The 24,866-nt window shown below is 42.7% G+C and carries 21 protein-coding genes and 2 tRNA genes; 14 read left to right on the top strand and 9 right to left on the bottom strand.

Going from position 1 to position 24,866, the window contains the following annotated elements:
• Positions 1-20: 20 nt before the first annotated feature.
• Both MP3633_RS11620 and MP3633_RS11615 read right to left on the bottom strand, forming a co-directional pair.
• On the bottom strand, positions 21-572 hold the full coding sequence (locus MP3633_RS11620; RefSeq protein ID WP_112138020.1) for a hypoxanthine-guanine phosphoribosyltransferase: 552 nt from the start codon (positions 570-572) through the stop codon (positions 21-23).
• A gap of 53 nt (positions 573-625) precedes the next feature.
• Positions 626-1,450, bottom strand: coding sequence for a YihY family inner membrane protein (locus MP3633_RS11615; protein WP_112138022.1), 825 nt, complete (start codon positions 1,448-1,450; stop codon positions 626-628).
• Positions 1,451-1,776: 326 nt separating this feature from the next.
• Between MP3633_RS11615 and MP3633_RS11610 the strand changes: the two genes are divergently transcribed.
• From MP3633_RS11610 to MP3633_RS11575, 8 genes are all read left to right on the top strand, one after another.
• Positions 1,777-1,853, top strand: a tRNA-Arg gene (locus MP3633_RS11610).
• A gap of 117 nt (positions 1,854-1,970) precedes the next feature.
• Positions 1,971-3,296 (top strand): trigger factor, encoded by a 1,326-nt coding sequence (gene tig, locus MP3633_RS11605; RefSeq protein ID WP_176335662.1) that lies wholly within the window; start codon positions 1,971-1,973, stop codon positions 3,294-3,296.
• Positions 3,297-3,369: 73 nt separating this feature from the next.
• Positions 3,370-4,002 carry an ATP-dependent Clp endopeptidase proteolytic subunit ClpP gene (gene clpP / locus MP3633_RS11600; protein ID WP_112138026.1) on the top strand — a complete coding sequence of 211 codons (633 nt, stop codon included), beginning with the start codon at positions 3,370-3,372 and terminating at the stop codon, positions 4,000-4,002.
• Between the two features lie 16 nt (positions 4,003-4,018).
• Positions 4,019-5,299, top strand: coding sequence for an ATP-dependent protease ATP-binding subunit ClpX (gene clpX / locus MP3633_RS11595; protein ID WP_112138028.1), 1,281 nt, complete (start codon positions 4,019-4,021; stop codon positions 5,297-5,299).
• Between the two features lie 213 nt (positions 5,300-5,512).
• A complete protein-coding gene (lon, locus tag MP3633_RS11590; RefSeq protein WP_176335661.1) occupies positions 5,513-7,906 on the top strand; it encodes an endopeptidase La in 2,394 nt (797 codons plus the stop codon).
• Positions 7,907-8,031: 125 nt separating this feature from the next.
• Positions 8,032-8,304 carry an HU family DNA-binding protein gene (locus MP3633_RS11585; protein WP_024022860.1) on the top strand — a complete coding sequence of 91 codons (273 nt, stop codon included), beginning with the start codon at positions 8,032-8,034 and terminating at the stop codon, positions 8,302-8,304.
• 7 nt (positions 8,305-8,311) lie between these two features.
• Positions 8,312-8,388 (top strand) — tRNA-Asp (locus tag MP3633_RS11580).
• Positions 8,389-8,463: 75 nt separating this feature from the next.
• The gene (locus MP3633_RS11575; protein ID WP_176335660.1) at positions 8,464-10,287 is read left to right on the top strand and encodes a SurA N-terminal domain-containing protein; all 1,824 of its coding nucleotides are present in this window, start codon (positions 8,464-8,466) and stop codon (positions 10,285-10,287) included.
• Positions 10,288-10,503: 216 nt separating this feature from the next.
• Here the strand turns inward: MP3633_RS11575 and MP3633_RS19140 are convergent, their stop codons facing one another.
• From MP3633_RS19140 to MP3633_RS11535, 7 genes are all read right to left on the bottom strand, one after another.
• Complete coding sequence (locus MP3633_RS19140; RefSeq protein WP_176336795.1) at positions 10,504-10,692, bottom strand: Dyp-type peroxidase; 189 nt, start codon at positions 10,690-10,692, stop codon at positions 10,504-10,506.
• Positions 10,693-11,288: 596 nt separating this feature from the next.
• Positions 11,289-13,106 carry a BatD family protein gene (locus tag MP3633_RS11560; RefSeq protein WP_176335659.1) on the bottom strand — a complete coding sequence of 606 codons (1,818 nt, stop codon included), beginning with the start codon at positions 13,104-13,106 and terminating at the stop codon, positions 11,289-11,291.
• Positions 13,100-14,851: a vWA domain-containing protein gene (locus MP3633_RS11555; protein ID WP_176335658.1), complete on the bottom strand. Its 1,752-nt coding sequence runs from the start codon at positions 14,849-14,851 to the stop codon at positions 13,100-13,102. Before MP3633_RS11555 ends, MP3633_RS11560 begins: the two co-directional genes overlap by 7 nt.
• The gene (locus tag MP3633_RS11550) at positions 14,848-15,861 is read right to left on the bottom strand and encodes a vWA domain-containing protein (RefSeq protein ID WP_176335657.1); all 1,014 of its coding nucleotides are present in this window, start codon (positions 15,859-15,861) and stop codon (positions 14,848-14,850) included. The genes MP3633_RS11555 and MP3633_RS11550 overlap by 4 nt, the downstream gene beginning before the upstream one ends.
• Positions 15,854-16,336, bottom strand: coding sequence for a DUF4381 domain-containing protein (locus MP3633_RS11545; protein ID WP_176335656.1), 483 nt, complete (start codon positions 16,334-16,336; stop codon positions 15,854-15,856). Before MP3633_RS11545 ends, MP3633_RS11550 begins: the two co-directional genes overlap by 8 nt.
• Positions 16,336-17,247, bottom strand: a complete 912-nt coding sequence (locus MP3633_RS11540; RefSeq protein ID WP_176335655.1) for a DUF58 domain-containing protein — start codon at positions 17,245-17,247, stop codon at positions 16,336-16,338. The genes MP3633_RS11545 and MP3633_RS11540 overlap by 1 nt, the downstream gene beginning before the upstream one ends.
• 48 nt (positions 17,248-17,295) lie before the next feature.
• Positions 17,296-18,264 carry an AAA family ATPase gene (locus MP3633_RS11535; protein ID WP_112138041.1) on the bottom strand — a complete coding sequence of 323 codons (969 nt, stop codon included), beginning with the start codon at positions 18,262-18,264 and terminating at the stop codon, positions 17,296-17,298.
• 129 nt (positions 18,265-18,393) lie between these two features.
• On the opposite strand from MP3633_RS11535, the gene MP3633_RS11530 reads away from it, so the two are divergent.
• The 6 genes from MP3633_RS11530 to MP3633_RS11505 all read left to right on the top strand — a co-directional run bounded on the left by MP3633_RS11530 (position 18,394) and on the right by MP3633_RS11505 (position 24,775).
• Complete coding sequence (locus tag MP3633_RS11530; RefSeq protein WP_112138043.1) at positions 18,394-18,615, top strand: DUF2835 family protein; 222 nt, start codon at positions 18,394-18,396, stop codon at positions 18,613-18,615.
• Positions 18,616-18,667: 52 nt separating this feature from the next.
• A complete protein-coding gene (locus tag MP3633_RS11525) occupies positions 18,668-19,708 on the top strand; it encodes a quinone-dependent dihydroorotate dehydrogenase (protein ID WP_112138044.1) in 1,041 nt (346 codons plus the stop codon).
• A gap of 115 nt (positions 19,709-19,823) precedes the next feature.
• Positions 19,824-21,992 carry a bifunctional 23S rRNA (guanine(2069)-N(7))-methyltransferase RlmK/23S rRNA (guanine(2445)-N(2))-methyltransferase RlmL gene (gene rlmKL / locus MP3633_RS11520; RefSeq protein ID WP_176335654.1) on the top strand — a complete coding sequence of 723 codons (2,169 nt, stop codon included), beginning with the start codon at positions 19,824-19,826 and terminating at the stop codon, positions 21,990-21,992.
• Positions 21,993-22,091: 99 nt separating this feature from the next.
• Positions 22,092-22,952 (top strand): formyltetrahydrofolate deformylase, encoded by an 861-nt coding sequence (gene purU / locus MP3633_RS11515; RefSeq protein WP_176335653.1) that lies wholly within the window; start codon positions 22,092-22,094, stop codon positions 22,950-22,952.
• Between the two features lie 182 nt (positions 22,953-23,134).
• Positions 23,135-23,395 (top strand): formyltetrahydrofolate deformylase, encoded by a 261-nt coding sequence (locus MP3633_RS11510; protein WP_176335652.1) that lies wholly within the window; start codon positions 23,135-23,137, stop codon positions 23,393-23,395.
• 1,047 nt (positions 23,396-24,442) lie between these two features.
• Positions 24,443-24,775: a hypothetical protein gene (locus MP3633_RS11505; protein ID WP_176335651.1), complete on the top strand. Its 333-nt coding sequence runs from the start codon at positions 24,443-24,445 to the stop codon at positions 24,773-24,775.
• Positions 24,776-24,866 lie beyond the last annotated feature (91 nt).

Below are 24,866 nucleotides of genomic sequence, written 5' to 3'. Positions count from 1 at the left end.
ATTTTGCTTTGGTATTCGAATTAACTGCCTTTTATGGCATAAATGCCTTTAACGTTTCGGAAAAAGCCTTTGTAATCCATACCGTAGCCGAATAAAAATCTATCCGCTACATCGGTTCCGACATAGTTCGGTATCATATTGGTTTTTCGGTCATGCAGTTTGTTGATGACGGTTGCTGTGTGTACGCTGCTTGTTTCTTGTGCTTCTAGCCATTGAGAAATGGCTTGTAGCGTGTGCCCTTGGTCAAAAATGTCGTCCACGACAAGAATGTGTCTATCTTTAAGCCTTGTTTGTGGGTAGCTGAGCCAGTTAAGAGAAGCGCCTTCGGTTTCCATTCCATAGCGTGTTGCGTGAATGTAGTCGAGTTCTAATGGGAAGTTTAGGCGTTCTATTAAGGCGGCTGTTGGTATTAAGCCACCATTCATAACGCACAAGACGAGAGGGAGTTTGTCAGCAAGATCAATAGTGATCTGGGCTGCCATTTTATCAAGAGCTTCATTCAGTTTTGCTTCGTCGACTAAGCAATCTGCCTCATCTAAGATTTTGTTTAGGTCATTGATTGTTTGCGTCATGGTGGGGCCTATTATAGAAAATTGCGGGATTTTACATTAATCCTGACCAGATGCTAAGTTTTTATATTATGCAGCGTTGCGCAAAGGCAGATCGAGGCAAGAACTATTAGCCACGAACTTTGGAGCCATACAAGAAATATAGGGATAGCGGCGAATGCTCCATATACAACTTGGTAGCTGGTAAAAAATTGGGCGAAGGAGCTGAATATGGTGTTTAGAATATATAGACCAACGCTACCTATCAAAGCAGATATCGAAGCCCATTTGATTGAGACATCAGCGTTTGGCGTCAGAAAATTCAATGTTAAAAGCATTAAAAAATAGAGTGTAATACTGCCTAGCTCTAATAAGCTGTTAAGCCAGAGGTTTGTCTCTACATTGCGTATTTGGATGGATATGAGGGTGCCATATAAGCTTAACGATGTTGCAAAAATAATTGGTCCCAAGGTGAGTATGGCCCAGTAGGTTAATAATCGCTCTCTTAGTTTACGTGTTTTTCTAATTTCCCAGATTGACTGTACGCTGCTTTCAAAGCTATTTAGTAGAAGGAGTGCTGTGATGAAAAGTGCGACTAATCCAGCAATGGGTAAGTTTTTAGTTTGTGCTGAAAACTTAATTAGATAAGGAAGCATTACATCACTAGAGCCTGGGGCTAAGTGTTGTTCAATAAGTCGAAATAGCTGGGATTGCATCGCTTCCAGTGCTGGGGTAAAGCTTAGTATGCCAAGAATGATAGTGATGATGGGGACGGCAGCGAGTAAACTTGAGAGTGTAAGTTGCGCTGCTTTTTGTGAAAGGTTGCTATTTTGGAATCGTGTTATTGTTAGATGTCCATAGCGTTTTAGAGCTAGAAAAAAATAGATTAGAGGTTCAGGCATAGTAACTGGGCTCGGTTAGATGAGTTATTACAATATCACAGCTTAAAAAAGATTATAAAAACTTCCTTCTAATGCACATTGCACAAAAAGAGTGCAAGGTGATGCGTTTTGGCGCATATTACTTGTTTTTACAATGACCTGCTTGTATTATTTGCCGTGTTCCTTTTGTGATATTTTTTCTGTTGAACGGCGAATATTAGCTATTCTCGGCTCATCAGTTACAAATAGTCATTTTAGCCCAGTTTACTGGGCTTTTTTATGTCTATCGGTTGACGATTGCTATTCCATCCCTATAATAGCCCACCACAAGAAATGTAATGAACATAGTTCCGTTAGCTCAGTTGGATAGAGCAACCGCCTTCTAAGCGGTAGGTCACTGGTTCGAATCCAGTACGGAGCACCATTTCAGTCCATTAGTTTAATTAATTTTCATTTAGGTTTTGTTGGCAGTAATTGAATAGATGTCTTGTTAATGACGAGATTACCAACAAATTAAAGCAAGTTCCCGAGAGGAAGTTTTATGCAAGTTTCTGTAGAGACAACGTCTCCAATCGAGCGCGTTCTGACTATTAGTGTTCCAGCTGCTCGTGTTGACGAAAAAGTAAGTTCTGAAGTGGCTAAAACGGCAAAGACTATTCGTATAGATGGTTTTCGCAAAGGCAAAGTGCCTGTTAGCGTTGTTAAAAAACGCTATGGTCAGGGTATTCGTATGGATGCTGTAGAGCAAATAATGCGTGATGCTTATGTTGAAGCGATTCAAAAAGAATCTATCCAGCCAGCTGGAATGCCTTCAATTGAACCTAAGAACTTTGCTGAAGGTGCAGATCTTGAGTTTGTCGTAAAAATAGAAGTTTACCCAGAAGTTACTTTGGCTGACAATGCCAGCATTAAAGTCGATCGCGTTGTATCTGATGTTACCGATGCTGACGTTGATGTTATGTTGGAAACTTTGCGTAAACAAAACGCTGAATGGACTGCCGTTGAGCGCGTATCAGCAGATGGCGATCAGGTTACAATCGATTTCGTTGGTTACTTAGGTGACGAGGCTTTTGAAGGCGGTGCTGCTCAGGCGCACAAATTGGTTCTTGGCTCTAACACTATGATTCCTGGCTTTGAGTCTGGCGTTATTGGTGCTAAAGCAGGTGAAGAGCGTACAATCTCTGTGACTTTCCCAGATGATTACCAAGCAGAAAACCTTAAGGGTAAAGAAGCAACTTTTAAGATCACTGTATCTGAGGTTGCCGAGCAAATTTTACCTGAATTAGATGACGCTTTTGTTGAAAAGTTCGGTCTTGCAGACGCAACTATTGATGCTTTACGTGTTGAAGTTCGTAAAAACATGGAGCGAGAGCTTAACCAAGCAATAAAAGCAAAACTTAAAAATGCTTTGTTTGATGGTTTATTATCTATCAATGAAGTTGAAGTGCCTTCCGCTTTGATTGATCAAGAAGTAGATGCGCTTCGTAAGCAAGCTGCAAGTCAGTTTGGTGGTGAGGGTTTTGATGCTTCTCAGTTGCCAGCAGAATTGTTTCAAGATGAAGCTAAAAAACGCGCTAAACTTGGTTTACTGATTTCTGAAGTCATTAAGAAAGACGAATTGAAAGTAGATGATGATCGTGTTCGTGCTTTCTTGGAAGATATGGCTCAGGCTTATCAAGAGCCACAGCAAGTTATTGATTTTTACTTAAAGAACAAAGAACAAATGTCGCAAGTGCAATCTGCTGTACTTGAAGAGCAAGTTGTTGATAAACTGTTAGAATCTGCCCAAGTTACTGAAGTAACATTGGGATATGAAGACGCTATCAAGCCAAATGCCCAAGCTGAAGAGGCTGGGGAAGAAGCATAAGACTCGTCTTATCTTTTTAATAAGGTCGACATAGCATTTGTTATGTCGACCTTTTTGTTTTAAGGAATGCGATATGAAGTTGACGAATCCAACTACCGGTCCAGTTGCGATCACAAGTAATGGCCTTGTTCCAATGGTTATTGAGCAGACTGCTCGTGGAGAAAGGTCATTTGATATTTACTCGCGCTTGCTTAAAGAGCGAGTGATTTTTTTGGTTGGTCAAGTTGAAGATCACATGGCTAACCTGGTTGTGGCTCAGTTGTTATTTTTAGAGTCAGAAAACCCAGATAAAGACATTCATTTGTATATTAACTCCCCAGGTGGTTCAGTCACCGCGGGAATGTCTATCTATGATACGATGCAATTTATTAAGCCAGATGTAAGTACCATGTGTATTGGTCAAGCGGCAAGTATGGGCGCTTTATTATTGACCGCTGGTGCTACCGGTAAGCGTTATTGCTTGCCAAATTCACGAGTAATGATTCACCAGCCGCTAGGTGGCTATCAAGGCCAGGCTTCAGATATTGAAATACATACACGTGAAATTTTAAGCATTAAGCATAAGCTGAATGAAATTATTTCTTTTCATACAGGCAAGCCGATTGAACAAGTTGCTATCGATACGGATCGTGATAACTTCATGAATCCGGAAACAGCAAAAGAATATGGTTTGATTGATGAAATTTTGCAAAAACGAAAAGTTTAAGAAAAGGGTGGAATAAATGTCGGATGATAATTTTAGCCGTGGCGACCACTCCGATCGGTTATTGTTTTGCTCTTTTTGTGGAAAGAGTCAAGACGAAGTAAAAAAACTTATCGCAGGGCCTTCAGTCTATATTTGTAATGAGTGCGTAGATTTATGCAATAACATCATTACACAAGAGCTTTCTCAGATTAATGAAGACGGTGAGTCTGCTGATGAGTTGCCAACGCCGTCAAAACTGAGTGCGGCACTGGATGATTATGTTATCGGGCAAGATAAGGCGAAACGAGTCTTAGCTGTGGCGGTTTATAATCATTACAAGCGATTGCGCCATCAAGGTAAAACCGATACGAGTATTGAGCTTGGTAAGAGTAATATATTGCTAATTGGCCCAACGGGTAGTGGTAAGACGCTCTTGGCTCAAACCCTTGCTCGTGTTTTGGATGTACCTTTTACTATTGCTGATGCTACAACGCTCACAGAAGCGGGTTATGTTGGTGAAGACGTAGAAAACATCATTCAAAAATTATTGCAGAATTGTGATTATGATGTTGAAAAGGCTCAACGAGGCATTGTTTATATAGATGAAATAGACAAAATCTCTAGGAAGTCTGACAACCCATCGATTACTCGTGATGTTTCTGGTGAAGGCGTTCAGCAGGCTTTACTTAAGTTGATTGAAGGCACGGTTGCTTCTGTTCCTCCGCAAGGTGGGCGTAAGCATCCTCAGCAAGAATTTTTGCAAGTTGATACGTCAAATATACTGTTTATTTGTGGTGGTGCGTTTGCTGGTTTAGAGCGCGTTATCAGTGATAGAACGGAAAAAAGTAGCATTGGTTTTTCTGCGACAGTGAAAAGTAAAGATGAGGGGCGATCCTTTTCTGAAGCGGTTCATCGTGTAGAAACTGAAGATTTGGTTAAGTTCGGTTTGATTCCAGAATTTGTTGGTCGTTTGCCGGTAGTGGCGACGCTTTCAGAGTTGGATGAAGAAGCGCTGATGACTATTTTGAGTAAGCCTAAAAATGCGCTTGTAAAACAGTATCAACATTTATTTGAGTTAGAAGGTGTTGAGTTAGAATTTACACCTGAGTCTTTACGTGAGGCGGCTGTTTTGGCGTTAGAGCGTAAAACCGGTGCTCGAGGGTTGCGTAGTATTTTAGAATCTGCTTTGTTGGATTGCATGTATGAGCTTCCTACTCGTAACGATGTTGTGAAGGTTGTTATGGATGGTCCTTCTATTCGTGGTGATTCTCCGCCTTTGATGGTGTTAGAAAAAGAAGAGTTGGCTAAAAACGCCTAAATCTTATTTTTTCAAAGTTATTGTGTAAGGCCGAACTTGAGTTTTATAACTTGATTTCGGCCTTTTTTGTTGTGTTTCGTATTTATAATCTTGTGTAAACTAAATTGAAATGCGTCTTGCGCTTGTAATTTAGGGCTTTGCCCCTATCTCTTTCCTAATCAACGTTGAAATATAAAGTGCGCTTTTCCTGATGCGCCCGGATTGGAAAAAAATATGTCAGATTCTTTGCTCCTGCCAATGCTGCCACTTCGTGATGTGGTTGTGTATCCCCATATGGTGCTGCCGTTATTTGTTGGTCGTGCTAAATCCATCGCAGCGTTAGAGTCTGCGATGGAAAATGATAAATATGTTTTTCTTGTTGCTCAGCAAGATGCTTCTAAAGATGATCCGATATTAGAGGATCTTTATTCTATTGGTACGACGGCGAAAGTCATGCAATTGCTGCGCTTACCTGATGGCACGGTTAAAGTTTTAGTGGAAGGTGCTAAGCGTGCCCGTCTCGAAAAGATGGAAGACGCTGATGGGTTTGTTTTGGGGAGTGTTGTTGAGCTTGACCTCCAAGAAGAAGATCAAACAGAGCATGGTGTGATTCGTAACGCCCTGCTTAAGCAGTTGGACGAGTATGTGGCGGGTAGTAAACGTATTCCTGCAGAGGTCGTGGCGTCATTAAAGTCCATCGATGACCTTTCTAAGCTGATTGACAATATTACTGGTCATATGAGTTTGAAGCTTGAAGATAAGCAAAAGGTATTAGAAGTTGATTCGCTGACTGGGCGCGGAGAATACCTTATCGGTTTAATGGATGGCGAGTTGGATATTGCACATCTTGAAAAAAGCATCCGTAGTCGTGTAAAGAAACAAATGGAAAAAAGCCAGCGTGAGTATTATTTGAATGAGCAAATGAAAGCCATTCAAAAAGAATTGGGTGATATGGAAGATGGCGGTAATGAATTAGATCTGCTTCAAGAAAAAATTACAGAAGTAGGGATGTCGGAAGAGGCAAGAGAGAAAGCTGAAGCGGAACTGAAAAAACTGCGAATGATGTCGCCAATGTCTGCGGAGGCAACGGTTGTTCGAGGTTATATTGATTGGCTAACGTCCTTGCCTTGGACGAAGCGCAGCAAAGTGCGTAATGATTTAGCTTACGCTGAGAAAATATTGAACCAAGATCATTATGGCCTGCAAGATGTTAAAGAGCGCATCTTAGAGTTTCTTGCGGTGCAGCAGCGTGTAAAAAAAGTTAAAGGGCCAGTATTATGTTTGGTCGGGCCGCCGGGAGTAGGTAAAACGTCTTTGGGGCAGTCTATCGCGAAAGCGGTTAACCGAAAATATATTCGTATGGCGCTTGGCGGCGTGCGAGATGAAGCTGAAATACGTGGTCATCGCCGTACTTATATTGGCTCTATGCCCGGTAAGTTGCTGCAGAAGTTGGCAAAAGTGAAGGTGAAAAACCCTCTATTCTTGCTCGATGAAATAGATAAAATGGGCATGGATCAGCGTGGTGACCCCGCGTCAGCTTTACTAGAGGTTCTTGATCCGGAGCAAAACCATACATTTAATGATCATTATCTAGAAGTCGATTTTGACCTCTCCGATGTCATGTTTATTTGTACTGCCAATAGTATGAATATACCAGGGCCGCTTCTTGATCGTATGGAAGTAATCCGAATTCCTGGTTACACCGAAGATGAAAAGTTGAATATTGCTAAGCGTTACTTACTGCCTAAGCAAATTAAATTGGCAGGTCTTAAAGAAAGTGAAATTCAGGTTACTGATGGCGCTTTAATGGATGTTATTCGCTATTACACGAAGGAGGCTGGCGTTCGTGGATTAGAGCGAGAGCTTAGTAAAATTTGCCGTCGAGTCGTTAAAAGACAAGCATTAGGTTCTAAAAAAGAATTGAAAGCGGTCGAAGTGACGAGTGAAAATCTGGAAGATTTTTCTGGCGTTCATAAATTTAGTTATGGAAAAGCAGAAGAAAAAAATCAAATTGGTCAGGTTACTGGGTTGGCTTGGACATCTGTTGGCGGTGAATTATTAACGATTGAGGCCGCTGGCGTTGTTGGTAAAGGTCGCCATGTGAAGACCGGATCGCTTGGTGATGTGATGCAAGAATCCATTCAAGCTGCCTTAACGGTGGTTAGAAGTCGAGCAATTGGTCTTGGTATTGATGAAGATTTTCATGAAAAAACGGATCTTCATTTACATGTTCCAGAAGGGGCAACACCAAAAGATGGTCCAAGCGCTGGTGTTGCTATGTGTGTTGCTATTGTTTCAGTGCTTACTAAGATCCCCGTTAAGGCCTCTGTGGCTATGACTGGCGAGATTACGCTTCGCGGAGAGGTGTTACCCATAGGTGGGCTAAAAGAGAAACTCTTGGCTGCTCACAGGGGGGGCATAAAAACGGTGATTATTCCGCAAGAAAATGCTCGTGATTTAAAAGAGATTCCTGATAATATCAAAGCAGACATTGAGGTCATTCCTGTTAAATGGATAGATGAAGTGCTGGATATTGCTTTAGAGTACATTCCTTCACCAAAAAAGGTAGAAACCTTACCTTCGAGTGAAAAAACTGTTGATGAACAAGAAACTGTGAGTCATCATTAAGAGCATATCCTGTGTTGACAGGGAGTAGGTCGGGCTTGTATAACTTCTCGCTCGGTCTTGTCGGTAGGCATTTATACTGCGCCGAAAAAAACTAAGGATCCAAGAAAATACTGAAGGGGTACAACGTGAACAAATCTGAATTGATTGATGCTATTGCGGCGTCTGCTGATTTATCTAAAGCTTCTGCAAATAATGCTCTTGACGCTACTTTAAAAGCAATTGAAGCGGCTTTGGCAAAAGGTGACCAGGTTACACTAGTTGGTTTTGGTACTTTTGCAGTAAAAGAACGTGCGGCACGTACAGGCCGTAATCCTCAAACTGGTGAGGAAATCCAAATTAAAGCAGCGAAAGTTCCTGGTTTTAAAGCCGGTAAAGGTCTAAAAGACGCTGTAAACTAATGTTTTTGGAGCAGTAGTTCAGTTGGTTAGAATACCTGCCTGTCACGCAGGGGGTCGCGGGTTCGAGTCCCGTCTGTTCCGCCATTAGACACAAAAGGTGTATTCCAAGTGGAATGCACCTTTTTTATTTGTCATTCATTAACTCATTTGGAGGCAGTAATGCTCCAGGATATCAGAGATAAGTCACAAGGCATTGTGGTAAAGATCATCGTTGGTTTTATCGTTGTGACGTTTGCTTTATTTGGAGTAGACGCCTTAGTCAACAGCTTTATTTCTTCGGACAGTGTTGCAAAAGTTGACGGGGTTGAGATTACTCGAACACAGATGTTGCAAGGAGCAGAAACTCAACGTCGACAATTAATTTCAATGATGGGTGGGCAAGTTAACCCTGCATTACTTGAAGATAATTTACTTCAACGTAGAGCTCTAGAGGAGCTGGTTCAGCGTGTTGTATTAGCCAATCAGGCTAAAGGGTTGGGTTTAGGAGTGTCAGATGCTCAAGTAGATGCTTATTTATTACAAGCTGAACAGTTTCAAGTTAATGGTCAGTTTGACCAAAATACATATCTTAACTTCATCCGTTCTCTTGGTTTTACGCCGCTCGCTTTTAAAGAGCGCATTAAGCAAGATGTTTTGATTCAACAGCCTCGCAATGCAATCTCAGGCTCAGAATTTGTTTTACCTTATCAAGTAGACAGCGTCTCTAAGTTGCAATCACAAGAAAGAACGTATGATTATGTTTCGTTCTCTTTGGCGGATGAGTCGGAAAACACCAGTGTGTCAGATGATGAGTTAAAAGCGTATTACGATGCCAATAAAGAAAGTTTTAAAACGCCTGAACAAGTTAAAGTTAATTACGTTGTAATTTCCAGTTCGGATTTTTACAGCAAGGTCAATGTGACGGATGCGGAGTTGCAAGATGCTTACCAAGCATCTATTTCAAGTTTTGTTCAAGAAGAAAGATCGGCGTCACATATTTTGATTGATACAGCAGATCGAAGTGATAAAGACGCTGAAAGTCGCCTTGAAGAAGTTCAGGCCAAGTTAAAGTCCGGTGAAGATTTTGCAGACTTGGCGGCTGAATATTCTGATGATATTGGCTCGAAAAATGATGGCGGTAATCTAGGTTATGTTGAAAAAGGCACGATAGATCAAGCTTTTGACGATGCGTTATTTTCAATGAAAAAGGGCGAGCTAAAATCTGTTAAGAGTGGGTTTGGTTATCACCTTATTAAATTGAATGATATTACTAAGCCAGACGTACCAACATTTGCGTCGAAAGAAGCAGAGTTGAAGCAAGGGCTATTGGAAGCTAAGGCAGTCGATGCGTTGTTGACTGCACATGAAGATATTACCGATCTAGCTTACGCTAGTGACAAATTAGATATCATCGCAAAAGAATACGGCGTAGACGTTCTTCAAAGTGCGTATTTCGGGCGTGATGGCGGTTCTGATGAAGTGACTAGTAACGCAGCGGTTATTGCGGCTGCATTTGGCAATGCGGTGTTGGAAGATGGCCAAAATAGTAACTTGATAGAATTAAATGATGACCAAGTTGCTGTGTTGCATTTGAATGATCATAAACAGGAAGCTTTCCAGTCTTATGACGATACGAAGGAGCAGGTTGCTTCGATAGTGGTTCAAAATAAAGCAGTTGCTTCTCTTCGTGTGAAAGCAGATGCGGCGAAAAGTGCACGTGCTACTGAATGGTCTTCTGTTGAAGGTGCTAAGCGTGGTCAAGATGAAATGACGTCATTGGCTTTCTCTTTGCCTCACCCAAACGGTGATCCTGTGATTGAAGTTAAGGGCTTATCAAACGGTGATTTGGCTTTGATTAGGTTGAATAAAATTGATGCTGGTAGTGAGTTGGTTTCTGATGATCAGAAACTTGTCTACGAGCGTTACTTGAATCAAACCCAAGCGAGTCTTAGTACCCAGGGCCAGCAGGACTTTTTAAAAAATAAAGCTGAAATAGAGCGATAAGCTTATTTTTTGTCTAAAAAAGCCACTCATATAGAGTGGCTTTTTTATTGTTCTATTATGTTAGTTTGAAAGTGATGTTAACCAATCATTTGCAGGTAGAAAGAAAGCTTGTGCCGTTGTTGCCCTAGGGTATTTCATTAAGTGAGCGGTATTACCCTTCTGATCACCTTTTATCATGCTTTTCAGCATAGTATTAAAGGTTGTCGGCGTCTTACTTTAGCTTGCAAACATAAGGCCTTTTTCTGTCAAAGATGCAAAAGGAATACTTCGCAATATTTCCATTGCACATTCATTTTCATCTTTTAGTGAGGTGCGTTTAGTGTGCGCCTGAGCAGATTTTTTAGAGGAAGGAGGTTCTTGGTTGGTGTGTTTAGTGCGACCATATACACATTGTTGCGTTTTCAGATCCTCTTTTTCTCACCTTTCTAAATTGTAAACGAAGCGAATTAAATTTGAATATGAGCCGATTTTTTTAAATCGGGACCTTCGTTACCTACCGGCGCGATTGTTTTACGTTGTTCGCCTTCAGTATTTTCGTCCCCATCTACAAATCCAGTTAAGTCTCGGTTATTCATGTATTTAAAACGGCTGACGTCTTCCGCTAATGTGACACTTGTACCGAAAGCTGAGTAAAGCGTACTTGGTAGGTAGCGTCATGGCGAGACGATCGACCGTGAAGGGCAAGATCGACTTCATGGATTTTACTTCCATTTCTTTGTCTACAATGTGGGGAAAGCCGTAGGCTGTCGGGAGCGTATTGTATCTAACTCATCCCATATTAAGCTGCTGAGGCCTATGACTACGTGCAAGTGTGTGTCTATAACACTGGTTATGAAGCTGAGTAATAAGGGCAGGAGCGACGGCTAAAGCGGCTTTAAATGCATCTATTTCTAACCTATTAAGATTGAGCGTAATTAAAAAGGGCGTCACTTGACGCCTGGGCGATAATGCCTGACTGGAATGGTGTCGTCATGGTGGCCCTTTTAGAAAACCCGGCGAAATTAAAAGTTTGGGTAAAGTGTTTTTAGCTGACTCGCCTGAGAGGGTTTGGCTTGGCCGCTGGTGTACTCTTCTAGTGCGACGGCAAGAAGTTCGCCTTGCCACTCATGGCTGGGGTTATTGGAGTACATCATCAATTCAGACTCCATTAGGAGTTGCGTGACCTGAACGGACGTTAATCGCTTTATATCATCGACGCTACGAATTTCATCGTCTCCCCATCGATGACGAGCCCACTCCAGCAGGCTTGATCTGAGTTGAGGTAGATTATTTTGCCGGCAGCACGTTATTAGCGTTTTATAGGCGCTTTGTTCATCCATTGTGCTAAGAGGTGCGAACTCTTGCAATGTTGGGACGTGGTTGAGGGTGTCAGGCTGTGCTTTTCTGCGTTTAAACCAGATGGTTAACCAAGCCCCCATTAGAAAAATGGCTAATAGTAATAAACCAATGACAAGGTAGTGACGAAAAGAGAAGTCTTGATCTGCTTGTGTCAGCTCAATGTCTAATTCACTCGGTTCTATTGTTTTAACGATCGGTTTTTTCGCTAATGAAATAGGGGCAACTGAGCGAGTTTGTGCTGGCAAAGGTTCACTGATGGTCGCTTTATCGGCTTCTTTTTTGACGGTTTCATTTGAGCTGTTTGGCAGTGGAGCAATGTTGATTTCTTTAGTGGATGCTGTCGCTGTCCTAATGATTCTTTGCTCTGTATCCCAATAAGCAATGTTGATATCGGGTAGTGCTAAGCTGCCTTCTTCGGTTGGCACGACTTCAACGATGATGGTTTGATTGCCTGTGACGCCATTGGCTGTTTTTTGATTGTCGAATTTGGGTGGTTTTGGGTAAAGCTTATAGTTAGGTGTGCTATTAAAGTCCAGTGTTGGGATTTGTTCAGGCAGTGCGCCTTTGGCATTAATATTAATGGTCCAAATGAGAGTGTCACCCACTCTAGGGGCGTCGTTTGTCTTGCTTAAAGAGGTTGATACTGTCACTTCTTGACTAGGCAACCAGGTGTCACTTGAATAGCTGGCTGGGATAGGCAAGACTTGTAGATTAAGAGGTTCACTTTGAACCTTGATCATCCTTCTACCCGTCGAGGTGTTGATCATCGCTTGTATGCTTTGTGGCGGTATAGTCAATATGCCACTGCGTTGGGGAAACGCCAAATAGTCGCGGGTTAATACCTGATATTGTGTGCCGTTGATGGTTTCGTAGTTCATTTGATCGTCAATCAGTCTTTCGATGACAAGGTCAGGATGAGAAGGTACGGAACGATTGGCATTTTGCATAGCGACTGAGGTGTACAGTTTGATGCTTAAAATGACTTCTTGTTGTAAATACGGTTCTATTTCAGACACTTCAGTTCTCATGATGACGGGAGGGTTACCGTTGCTGTCCATGAGTTGAGGAGAGCTTTTAATGACTAATCTTATTGGTTCAGATTCATGGGCGCCAATTTTAATGGGAGGGATTTCGACCGTACCAACGGATTTTGGCATTAATGAAACGACCCAAAAATTTAATGCCGTACTGGTGCCTAAGTTAAAGCTAAATTGACTGTTTTGGCTTTTGCCTAAGATATCAAAGTCACGTTGTAGTGGTGTGAGATCCGGGCCATTCCCAGTATCAGAAAAGTCCGCTCGTAATGTGAGTTGCACAACTTCATTTTCAATGGTGACTTCTTTGTTGAGAGACGCAGTAACGCTTGCTGCATGAAGAGAGCTTGATAAGGTGATAAAAAGCAGGGCAGCCATTAATGAGTAAAACAAACGGCTGAGCTTGTTTAGCGAAGTTAATGAAAAGAAGTATTGCTTTATTACCATGGGTTTTGCCCATCCTCTTGCGTAAATCGATTTTCATTGCGTTTTTCTTGATGCAAATACCAAAGTTTGCGCTGTAGAAGCTTTCCAGGGTCGTCTTGGATTTGCTTTAGCCATTGGTTTAATGCCTGCTCTTTTTCTTTGTCTAAGGTTGTTTTAGCTTGTTCATTCTTATTTTTGCTGTCTGAGTTTTTATTTTGTTCATTATCCTCAGGTGTTTTGTTGTTGTCTTGTTTTTCGTTCTTTTTATTGTCTTTTTTTGAATCAGATGGGTCTTTTGAGTCATTTTTATCATTAGAGTCAGATTGACTTGGCTGTTTGTTCTGATCCTTCTCTTCATTTTGTTTTGTAGAAGCCTGTTCATCTTTTTCTTGTTGCTCTTTCTTTTTTTGTTCTTGCTCTTGCTCTTGTTGTTTTAAGTATTCGAGGTTTTCTTTGGCGGCTTTTAAGGATGGGTCTTGCTCTAGCGCTGTTTCATACGCTTGCATCGCTTTCTTTGTGTCGCCAGACAAGGCCAACGCGTTACCTAGGTTGTAATTTTCTGCCGCGTTTTTGTCGAGTTTATCCAGTGCTTGTATTGCTGCGGGGTAATTTTTTAACGCATAAGACGACGCGGCCTTCCAGTTTGGTTGTTGGAAAAGGCGATCGGCTTTTTGCCAGTTTCCTTGATCAACTGCGTGCTGGCCTTTTTGGTCTTGAGTCAAAAACCAATCCAGAGGCGATGCTTGCAGCTTTTCAGCAGGCAAAGAAAATAAACCGATGAAAAGCATCAACACCATGCCCTTTCTAAACTGGAACGCGAGCCAGAACAGAAAGGGCAGCGCAAACCATTGTCCTTGTTCGGTCCAGTGAATGCTTTTATTTTGGGCCTTTTGAGTTTGTTCGTTATTCAGTGATGTGCTGGTTATTTGCGCAAGCTCACGAGACGTTAATCGCCCTTGGTGAAATGTGCCTCCAAGATTTGTGGTTAGCGCTTTTAAATCGGATATAGGCACTGTTGGAATAACATTCATGCCATTTTTTTTCAAAACTTGGCCGTCAGGAAGTTTAATTGGTCCGCCTTGTGGAGTGCCTACCGCAACTATATCCAACTGTATGTTGAGGCCTTTTAATAGTGTTGGAACCTTTTCTTTATCAAGCTGGCTAAGGTCATCGGTGAAAATGATTAGATGCAAAGGAGCTGAATCGTCTTTATTGAGTGATAAGGCGGTTGCGACTCCGCTGCTTAAATTGCCGCCATACACGGGCATAATAATGGGGTCGAGCGCCAACAAAAAATGCGTGATGGTCTCTCTGTCTTGGCTAAAGGGGCTAATAATAAAGCCTTCGCCTGCGAAGGCAACTAAGGCTATTTCGCCTTCTTTACTTTGCTCTAAAATGTCTCTAACTGTTTGTTTTAATTGGGTCTGTCTATTGGGTTTGATGTCTGTGGCGTACATAGACAAAGACTGATCAACAATTAAAACGGTTTTCTGGGTGTTTTCGAACATGGTTGTTGGGTTTTTTGTCCAGCTTACGCCAGCTAAGCCAATCCAACACAAAGTAAGCGCTATCAGTCCTAGCCACATATTCAGGTTATTGGATGCGTTTTTATAAACAAGGTGGTTGAGTAAGTTTGGATCAACCACTTTATGTAAGGTATTTTTCTTCGAATTGTTTAGGCGAAAGAAAAAAGCTACTAGCAGAGTGAGTGGGATAAAAAGAAGCCAGTAGGGGCGCTCAAAATGAACGACGTCAAAAAACATCATAAGCGATCTCCTTTACGCCAATTCCTTGTTCTCAAAGAAACTTGTCGACTGGCAAGTAACGACAAAGCTAGAAAAGCAACAGACCCAAAGCCTAACCAGTGAAACAGGCTGGTTAGCGGCCGCTGCCAAATATCTTCCGCTGGAGTGGGCTCTAACGCATCTAGGGTCTGGTAGATGGCTCGTAGGTCTTCGGTGCTTTTGGCACGAAAATACTCTCCGCCAGTTTGAGCGGCAATATTTTTTAACAAAGTTTCGTCTAGATCGCTGGAGGGGTTAATGGCTTTTGGGCCAAAGAAGCTTTGCACCATCATGCTATCAGCCCCTATGCCGATGGTGTGTATGCGAACATTTTGTGAAGCGGCAAAGGTGGCCGCTTGTTGTGGTTGAACTCGCCCTGCGGTATTGGCGCCGTCTGTCATGAGAATAAGTACTTTTTTGTCGGATGGTTTGTCTTCAAGTCTTTTAATGCCCAACCCGATCGCATCGCCGATGGCGGTTTGTTCTCCAGCAAAGCCAATTTGAGTTTCTTGGACCAGCTGATTAATGGTCTTGGTATCAAAACTCAACGGCGCTTGAAGGTAGGCTTTCGTACCAAAGACGATAATACCAATGCGATCACCTCGTCGTTCTTTTATAAAGTCGGACAAGACCGATTTAGCCGCTTCGAGGCGGTTTTCTGGTTGGTCATTGAGCGTCATATCGGTGACTTGCATGCTGCCCGATAAATCCAACGCGATAAGTAAGTCACGCCCAGATGGTGTGACTTTTGTTGGTTCGCCTAACCAGACCGGTTGAGCTATGGCCAATACCAACAAAAACCAGCTAAGTGCTATGCAGGCATATCTAAGTGTTGGGTTTCTAGGAAGAACGTTACTGCCCTGATGATGAATTAGTTGTGACGTATTACCCCACCAGATGCCATCGCCTTTCACTTTGGTTTTGGGAAGGAAATACAGGATGAATGGCAAGGGTAGAATAAGCAGAAACCAAGGCCAAGAAAGCTCAAGCATGGTGTTTCCTTATCCAGTAGCAAGTGACGTTTATCATTTCTTTCCGCTGTTCAGGGGTTAACTCAATATGGTCGCGGTATAGCCCATCTACGAAGTCAGAACCCAGTGCCGAAAAGTGATGTTTTTCTGGCATGGCGCTGTCAATTTTTTGTAGCAGCGTGGCGCTAGGTAAGGCCGCTATTTCGTTTTCCCCTTCACTTATCAGACATCGACGAATCATTTCATGACACAGTAAAATGCAGGCTTTGTCTGCCAATTCACTTGATGTTGCTCTGATGGTAGAAAGTGCTTCTCGACGATAGGCGTATTTTTGATGGCGTCGATAAAAGAAAATAATGACGCCAATTATCAATAAAACAATGGCAGCCAAGACCAACCAAGTCCACCAAACAGGCGGCCACATAGGGATAGATTGAGGCAGTAAGTAGGCTTTGTTGGGCAAATCTATGGTTGCCTGTACGGGAGCGGTAGGCATCAGTGTAGCGCTCCTTGAGACAGCAAATAGCGCGCTATTTTTTCTGGTGATTCAGTGATGTCAAATAGTTGGTGGCGAATACCAAACGCGGCCAGTTTTTTACGCATCAGCGCATTTTGTTCAAAAAAATCTATTTTTGCCTGCTGCATACTGTGTTTACTAATGTTCACTTGTTTGACGCCGTGACGGTCGGCCATCTGATATTGGCCTGCGGGCAGGTTATAAACATTGCTATCGATGATTTGTATCCAATGTACCGAATTGTGTTTGGCGAGCTGCATTAGTGTGCTTTCTTCGCTGTCGCTCCACGTTTGTTTGTCCGTCAGAATAATCACGTCTTTATTGTGCATCTTATTTGTTAGCAAGGTGTTTGACCAAATACTATCAGGGCGACTCTCATTGGTTCTGTGTTCTAGGTGAGACGCCTCTTTTAGTTGGCTTAATAGCGACGACAGGGTTCCAGATTTATTGCTGGCGTGTTCTTCCGAGCCGTAGGTTAAACGGTAGGAGAGCGTGTCGCCTTGCTGTTTTGAGCGCCATGCAATAATACCTGCCAGCTGGATCAGTCGTGTGGAAATAAAAGTGTGACGTGTTCCAAAGTAGGCGCTACTAGAAAGATCTAACAATAAAAGCCGCTGGTGATCGTTTTCCTGCGCGTAAAGCCGAGTATGTGCTTGACCGGTACGAGCCGTAACACGCCAGTCGATGTGTCTTAAGTCATCGCTGGCTTGATAGGCACGTAGTTCGAGCATTTCCATGCCGTGACCCTTTTGTCGAGAGCGGCGATCACCGGCATTCGTTGCAAAGCGAATGGCTTTTGGTGCTCGCCCTAAATGCTTAGCGTAATGTGCTAATAGGGCAAAATGGGCGTCATCCAACTCAGGAGACTCGGGTGATAATAATGGGCTCATCGTTTAGGGGGCCTTGTATTGCTGTTCTTTGAGTTAGTGAGCCTTGAGTTACAACGCTGGAACGTGACTAATCAATCGTTTTAATAGATCGTCAACGGATAACCCGGCGGCTTGGGCTTCAAAGGTAGTAATGATGCGATGGCGCAAAACCGGTAACGCAATTTGACGCACATCATCGGGCGTTACAAAGTCCCGTCCATCCAATAAAGCGTTTGCCCGTGCGCAACGATCGAGAGCCAATGTGCCGCGTGGGCTAGCGCCAAACTCAATTAAGTTCGTTCCTTTACCTGCATCGCCTAAATAAAGCTCAGGCTGTCTCGTGGCCATGACCAATTGCACTATGTATTGCTCGACACTTTCCGACATGTATAAGGACAAGGCTTTTTGTTGCAGTGCCAAAATATCACTTGGTTTACATAAGGGCTGAGAGGTACTTACGGATGTTTTATGAAGATCCTGTTGTCGCACTAATCTTAGTACTTCTAGTTCGCTAGCGGCACTTGGATAACCAAGGTTAATCTTCATCATAAAACGATCAAGTTGGGCTTCTGGTAACGGATACGTCCCTTCTTGCTCAATCGGGTTTTGTGTCGCAATAACAAAGAACAAATCCGATAAAGTGTAGCTATGGTTGCCCACTGTAACTTGTCTTTCGCCCATGGCTTCTAATAACGCAGATTGTACTTTGGCAGGCGCGCGGTTGATCTCGTCGGCCAGCACGATATCGTTCATGATAGGGCCAGGGATGAAACTGAACTGTCCGGTTTCTTGTTGGTAAATATCGGAACCCGTAACGTCGCCGGGTAATAAATCAGGGGTAAATTGAATACGTTGGAAACGGCTGTCGATGGCACTGGCCAACGCTTTGGCGGCGGTGGTTTTTGCGATACCTGGTGGCCCTTCTAGCAACACATGACCATTCGCAATTAATGCGACGAGTAATTCATGGGTTAAGTCTGGTTGGCCGACGACGGCGCGATTTAGGTGGTCTTTTAATTGTTCAATTACAGCTACCATCGAACCTAGATTCCTTATACTTCTGTCAAAAAAAGTGTCAACGCAATATAATAGTCTTCATCTTATCGGATTCAAATCTTTACGCACAGAGTGATATCTGTAAGGGTAATGTAAGCACAGGAAGAAAAAATGGCAAAAGTGGTTTTAAATGTGGCTTTGCCCGCTTTTAAATATGAGGCTATGTATGCTGGTTCAGCGAAAAATCTAGTCGCGAGTAGCCTAGATGGACGTAAAGTACAGTTGCCTTTGTCCGCCTTTCAGCGCTTTGTAACGCACCAAGGGATCTACGGTGTGTTTGAAGTAGAGTTTGATGACATGAATAAATTGATTGGCGTCACTCAAATTCGATAGCACAGCTAAGATACAGCATTCACCTAATCTCAATTGTCTAGGAGCCCTAACTATGTACCAACTTGCTCGCTCGTTACTTTTTAAATTAGACCCAGAAGTGTCTCATGAATTGTCATTGGATCTTCTTGCAGCAAGCAGTCGATTGGGTTTGAATAAGCTTTTAGGTGGATTACCATCTACGAAGCCCGTTGATGTGATGGGTTTGCGTTTTCCCAATGCAGTGGGTTTAGCGGCTGGATTGGATAAGAATGCAGACGCTTTTGAAGCATTAGGGGCTTTAGGTTTCGGTTTTGTAGAAGTCGGAACCGTGACGCCTAAAGGGCAGGCTGGTAATCCTAAGCCACGTCTTTTTCGGTTACCTGAGCATGATGCGATTATCAATCGCATGGGCTTTAACAACAAAGGCGTGGATCATTTAGTATCACGGATAAAGTCTCATCGTTATCCGGGTATATTGGGTGTGAATATTGGTAAAAACCTAACCACGTCTGTGGAAGATGCCGCGGCGGATTATTTAACGTGCTTAGAAACGGTTATTCCTTACGCCGATTATATTACGGCAAACATCAGCTCGCCGAATACACCTGGGTTACGCAGTCTTCAATTTGGAGAAAGCTTGGCGCAATTAATTGCGCCGCTGGTGGCGGCTCGAGATCGTTATGAAGCAGAACATGGTAAGCGTGTTCCATTGGCCGTAAAAATTGCGCCAGATATGAGTGATGATGAAATTAAAATGGTCGCCGATACATTAGTAGAACAGGGTGTTGATGGTATTATTGCAACCAATACGACGCTGTCTCGTGATGCTGTTTTAGGCCACCAGTTTGAAAAAGAAGCTGGTGGGCTGAGCGGCGCGCCAGTACGTGACGCATCGACTCATGTGGTTAAAGTGTTAGCGGAGCATTTGAAAGACACATTACCTATTATAGGTGTAGGTGGTATTTCAAGTGGCGCGGATGCGGTTGAAAAACTTCAGGCTGGTGCGAGATTGGTACAAATTTATTCTGGCTTGATTTATCAGGGTCCAGAATTGATTAAAGAAGCGATAGCAAGCACAGACGCTTATTATCGAGAGCTTGATTTAGGCATTTAAACAGATCGAATTGAAAAACAAGGTGTCCAGTGGGCGCCTTGTGTGGCAGGCGGAAAATGATTCCGCCTTCTTTTTATATCGAATATTCATTCAAATTTAAAAAAGTAATTTTAAAATGAGCACTATATTACAGACAACGGATTCAGCAAGTCAGGTTTACGCATTAGAGATAACCTGTCCTCTTGGATTGGAAAATGTCTTAGAAAAAGAACTGCATGATGAAGGCCTAACACAAACCCGTTTTGGCGAAGGGCAGGTTAAATTAACCACCGATTTAGAAGGCATGTATAAAGCGTGTCTTTGGTCTCGTGTTGCAACCCGAGTGATGCTGCCGATCGCGAACTTTAAAATCGATTCAGCCGATGAACTTTATGACGGTGTGAAGGCGATTAAGTGGTCTGATCATATGTCAGCAAGCGATACTATTGCCATTGATTGCCACGGTACTAATCATCATATTCGCAATACTCAGTTTGGTGCGGTGCGTGCCAAAGATGCGATTGCTGACTATTTCGTTGAGCTATCTGGTGAGCGCCCAAATGTTCAAAAAGAGCAGCCAGATGTGCGTATCGCTTTGCGTATTAAACGTGAAGTTGTCACGGTAAGCATCGATTTATCGGGCGAAAGTATGCATCGCCGTGGTTATCGTCAACAAGGCAGTATGGCGCCACTGAAAGAAAACCTCGCGGCCGGCCTATTGATGCGTGCTGGCTGGGGAAGAGATTGCGGTTTAACGCAATTGATTGATCCTATGTGTGGTTCCGCGACTTTCTTGGTGGAAGCCGCGATGATGTCTTTGGATATTGCGCCGGGGTTAGGGCGTCAATACTGGGGCTTTAAGGGCTGGAAACAGCATGACCATCGTATGTGGCAACAACTGATGGATTTTGCTAAAAATCGTAAAAAAGACCCTGCTGAACTAGGGTTGCGCTTTCAAGGTACGGATCGTGATCAGAGAGCGATCGCGGCGGCTCGTGAAAGCATTAAACGTGCAGGCATGGTTGGGGTGATCGATGTTGCAATGACACCTTTCCAAGAGCATGAATTTGATATTAATCCAGAATTACCAGGTTTAGTGATTACCAACCCGCCTTACGGTGAGCGGATGGGTGACGAAATGGCGCTGATTGCTTTGTATCGCCAATTGGGTGAATGGGTTGTCAGTCATGTGCGTGGATGGCAGTTTATGATGCTGACCAGCAATGACCATTTGGCTCGTCAAATCCCGGCACGACCTGAGAAAAGTACTCGTGTTATTAACGGTGGTATTGAGTGTCGTGCTTATATTTTCCCACTGTTAGAAGGTCGAATTAAAGAAGACGTTGTGGCGCAATCGGTTATGACTCCGGGTGCTCAGATGTTTGCCAATCGTCTGCAGAAAAATGTTAAAAAGATGAAAAAATGGGTCGATAGCAACAAAATTCAATGTTATCGCGTTTACGATGCAGACATGCCTGAATACGCCGTGGCGATCGATATCTATCAAGATTGGGCCCATGTACAGGAATATCAGGCACCGAAAAGTGTTGATCCAGAAAAAGCCAAACAACGTTTATTTGAAGTGATGTCTGCGATTCCAACCGCGTTAAATATCGCAGAATCCAATGTGATCTTGAAACAGCGTCAACGTCAATCAGGCAAAGAGCAATATGAAAAACTAGACCAGTCTAAGCACGAAATGATCGTTGAAGAATACGGCTGTGATTTCATTGTGAATCTAAAAGATTACCTAGACACGGGTTTGTTTTTGGATCACCGACCAGTACGAAAACTGATTCAAGATCGTGCCAACGGTAAACGTTTCTTAAATCTCTTTTGTTACACAGCGACAGCATCCGTTCATGCTGGTCAAGGTGGTGCTCGCAGCTCATTAAGTGTCGACATGTCGAATACCTATACAGAATGGGCGCGCCGTAATATTGAATTAAATGAATTCTCTGAGCGTAATCATCAAGTTGAGCGCGCTGACTGTATCGAATGGTTAAAGCAAAGTCGTGATGTGTTTGATTTGATATTCATGGACCCTCCGACTTTTTCAAACTCGAAAAAAATGGCCGATGTGCTAGATATTCAACGTGATCATGGCGATTTATTGCGTTTAGCGATGGCTAGATTGGCAAAAGGCGGAGAGTTAATATTTTCGAATAACTATCGTCGCTTTATTTTGGATGCAGATCTAGAGCAAGAGTTCGAAGTGAAAAATATTACTCATGAGACCTTTGATCCGGACTTTGATCGTAATAGCAAAATTCATCAATGTTATGTTATTAAGCACAAGTCTTAGACTTAAATTGTGGATTTGATGTAATTAAAAAAACAGTATGAATGCAGGTTGAAAGAACGATTTAACTTGCTGAAATTTAAAGGTTTAGAAGTTTTTACTATGAGAAAAAAAACATTTCGTCTGGTTATTAGTTGTCCTGACAGAGTGGGGATTGTGGCGGCGGTGAGCCAGTTCTTGAATGAGCGCCAAGGCTCTATCATTGAGGCCAGCCATCACACAGACATCGAGCAGAAGTGGTTCTTTATGCGTCATGATATTGACGCAGAAAGTCTTAAGATTACGGTTGAAACCTTTCGGGAAGAGTTTGCGTCTATCGCGGAAGAATTTAATATGCGCTGGTATGTTAAAGACAGCGAAGATCGTCCTAAAGTGATACTGATGGCGACCAAAGAATCTCATTGTCTTAATGACATCATGCATCGCTGGCACACGGGTGAATTGAACTGCGAAATTGTTGGCGTGATTGCTAACCACGAAGCGCTTCGCTCCATGGTTGAGTGGTATAAAATTCCATATCACTGCATACCTGTACCAAAAGAAAATAAGATGCCCGCGTTTCAGCAAATTGAAGCGTGTATCGATGACGCACAAGCGGACGCTATTGTGTTAGCTCGTTATATGCAAATTTTCCCAGAATATTTGTGTGAAAAGTATCGTCATCGAGTCATTAATATTCACCACAGTTTCTTACCGTCTTTTATTGGCGCAAAGCCTTATCATCAGGCGGCGGTTCGTGGCGTTAAGCTGATCGGTGCAACCTGTCATTACGTGACGGCGGATTTAGACGCTGGACCAATTATTGAGCAAGACGTCATTCGTGTACGTCATAGTCACGCTGCAGAAGACATGGTGCGCTTAGGAAAGGACATTGAGAAACTCGTACTGTCCCGTGGTTTACGCTATCACTTAGAAGATCGAGTGCTTGTTCACGGCAATAAAACCGTGGTGTTCGCCGAATAATACTCTTTTTTTACAAGTGTTATTTAAAGGGAAGGCTTGTGCCTTCCCTTTTTTGTGTCTGTTAGGTTTTTTATTGTTTCTTATCTTTTTGTAATCTTGGCGGCGTAAAATTTTTGTTATTGGAAAAAGTGTCTATAGTTAATGACAGTGATCAAAAAAGAGACGGCTTGGTGAGGTGGATTATGAAACTCAAGTTAACGCCAACTCAAAATCTATGTGTTGGCTATTTAGAATCTGGTTTTAAATTGATTCAATTAGGTGAACAATTTTATTTTATAAAAGGAGAGCGTCGTCAAAAGGTGTTGCCCAAAACGTTAGACGCACTGGTCAACAGAGGAGCACTTGCTCACACTGAGCATGGGCATTATATGTTGAGTGATGAATTTATCGAACATCGTAAACGAATGCGCGAAACGGCTAAGCCGAAACCAGTCCATCATTAATGGTAGTGTTCTTGGTCTTATTTGGGCCCCATATCTTCTTTGCGGAAAATAATGGGGCTCTTTTTTGTGGCAAAGACACATCTAAAATTGTTGAACACCAACTTATCTTGTAGGACTGCATGAGGGAGGAACGACCGTAATCAGGCGTTAAAGACTCGCAGCCACAGCCAGCCTAGTAATTATTCCCTCCCCTTATGTCTTCCAAGGGGAGGGCGAGGGTGGGGTTATTACTTTGTGACTTCGCCGCCCTTATTTTTATCACCTTGCTCCAAGTCATATGGCGTTTCTATTCGAAACTAAACGCCTACCTCATCGAAACGCCACATAACTTTCCACGACCTTCAATTATAGGCCTGCATGAGGGAGGAACGACCGTAATCAGGCGCTAAGACTCGCAGCCACAGCCTGCCTCATCGAAACGCTAAAACAGTCTTCGACCCTGAAATTTAGGTCGAGCCTTTAGGCCGACAACGTAATTATTCCCACCCCTTATGTCTTCCAAGGGGAGGGCGAGGGTGGGGTTATTACTTTGTGACTTCTCGGCCTATATTCGAGAACACCCAAACTCAACCAAACGGCATTTTTCCTCGAAACTTGTAGGCCTGTATAAGGGAGGAACGACCGTAATCAGGCGTATGTCGTCTAATAGTAATAACTGCGTAGCCATATCTCATGGCGAATAAAATTGAAAAAAGGGCTAGAAGACATCACTCACTCCTTGTGGATAATTGACGATGACTGTACAAATATATAGTTTATTTTTTTTGGTTGCCAATTTCTGGCTTGCTTTGTCTAAAAAATCATCACACTTTTGCGCGTTTGTACTGGTGGATTATAAAAAAGTCTTTTAGTATCAATGAATAAGAATATCAGCAGCCGAAATAACGCGCTGTGGACAAATGACATAACGCGCATGCTTTTTTTCCAGTTTTAGGTTTTGTTAATAGCTTAATAAAGTTCTTATTATTCATAGTTTTATGATGATATTTAGAGGCTTTACGAAATGTCTAAACGCGCATGCGCACTATTAAACTGTTAGGTTTTAAGATGAATCTCGACGATCTTATCAATTCAATAACGGAAGTGGAGTTAAAGGAAAGCCTTCCTCATTTTGTGTTGGAGTGGAAGGCGAACGAAAAAGACGTGATGAACTTAGCCATTCTTATAGAAAGATGGCTCGGAAGTGTTTGGTTTAAAAGCACAGATGAATCAAATAGTTTCTATGTTAGCTTCAATATGTTTAAACGCGAAGCAATTGATGGAATTGGTGGTTTAACTTTTAATGAAAGACTGTATTTGTTTTCATTTTTTAACGAATGGGATTCTTCAAACGAAAAAGCGCAACAGAGAATTAGGTGTAAGCTTCAAGCAAAAACCTAACAAAACGCTACACACGGACCCATTTTGCTACGCTCGTTTGTGTATGTCGCTTTGCTCCATTTTACACAAACGCTCTCCACAAAATGGGCCG

The sequence above is a fragment of the Marinomonas primoryensis genome, from assembly GCF_013372285.1.
Classification (GTDB): domain Bacteria; phylum Pseudomonadota; class Gammaproteobacteria; order Pseudomonadales; family Marinomonadaceae; genus Marinomonas; species Marinomonas primoryensis.
Note: the sequence above shows the minus strand (reverse complement) of the source record. Positions and strands in the feature narration are given on the sequence as shown.